The sequence below is a fragment of the Salipiger marinus genome (genome assembly GCF_035481585.1).
Lineage (GTDB): Bacteria > Pseudomonadota > Alphaproteobacteria > Rhodobacterales > Rhodobacteraceae > Salipiger > Salipiger marinus.
The window spans coordinates 1-1,136 of record NZ_JAYKSL010000085.1; the positions used below are offsets into that span (position 1 = coordinate 1).

1 protein-coding gene is annotated in these 1,136 nt (G+C 62.8%); it reads left to right on the forward strand.

The genetic code is table 11. The features are described from left to right. Positions 1–1,131: S-(hydroxymethyl)glutathione dehydrogenase/class III alcohol dehydrogenase (locus tag VK682_RS27230; RefSeq protein WP_324782996.1), on the forward strand; the 1,131-nt coding region annotated here is incomplete at its 5' end. Positions 1,132–1,136 lie beyond the last annotated feature (5 nt).

A 1,136-nucleotide genomic window follows, 5' to 3' on the forward strand; every position in this document is an offset into this window, starting at 1 on the left:
ATGCGGACACGTGCAGCCGTAGCCCTTGCAGCGGGTCAGCCGCTGGAGATCATGGAGGTTGAGCTTGACGGCCCTAAGGCGGGCGAGGTTCTGGTGGAGATCAAGGCCACGGGCCTGTGCCACACCGACGAGTTCACCCGCTCCGGCGCGGATCCGGAAGGGATTTTCCCGTGCATTCTGGGGCATGAGGGCGCGGGCGTGGTGGTCGAGGTCGGCGAGGGCGTGACCACGCTGAAGCCGGGCGACCATGTGATCCCGCTGTACACGCCGGAATGCCGCCAGTGCCCGTCCTGCCTGTCGGGCAAGACCAACCTCTGCACCGCGATCCGCAACACCCAAGGTCAGGGCCTGATGCCCGACGGCACCACCCGGTTCCGGATGCTGGATGGGACACCTATTCATCATTACATGGGCTGCTCCACGTTTGCCAATCACACGGTGATGCCCGAAATCGCGCTGGCCAAGGTCCGCGACGACGCGCCGTTCGACAAGATCTGCTATATCGGCTGCGGCGTGACCACCGGCATCGGGGCGGTGATTAACACGGCAGGTGTTGAGATTGGGTCAACGGCGGCGGTGTTCGGTCTGGGCGGCATCGGTCTGAACGTGATCCAGGGCCTGCGGATGGCGGGCGCGGACATGATCATCGGCGTGGATCTGAACGATTCGAAGGCCGAGATGGCGAAAAAGTTCGGCATGACGCACTTTGTTAACCCTTCGAAGATAGAAGGGTCGGTGGTGCAGGAGATCGTCAACCTGACCAAACGCGGCGCGGACCAGATCGGGGGGGTGGATTATTCGTTCGACGCCACCGGCAACGTGAAGGTGATGCGCGACGCGCTGGAATGTTCGCATCGTGGCTGGGGCGTGTCGGTGATCATCGGCGTGGCGCCCGCCGGGGCAGAGATATCGACCCGTCCGTTCCAGCTGGTGACCGGGCGCGTCTGGAAAGGCACGGCATTCGGCGGCGCCAAGGGCCGCACCGACGTGCCGAAATTTGTCGACTGGTACATGGACGGCAAGATCGAGATTGATCCGATGATCACCCACAAACTCAAGCTGGAGGAGATCAACCACGGCTTCGACCTGATGCACGAAGGCAAATCCATCCGCGCCGTGGTGGAATTCTGAGCCAT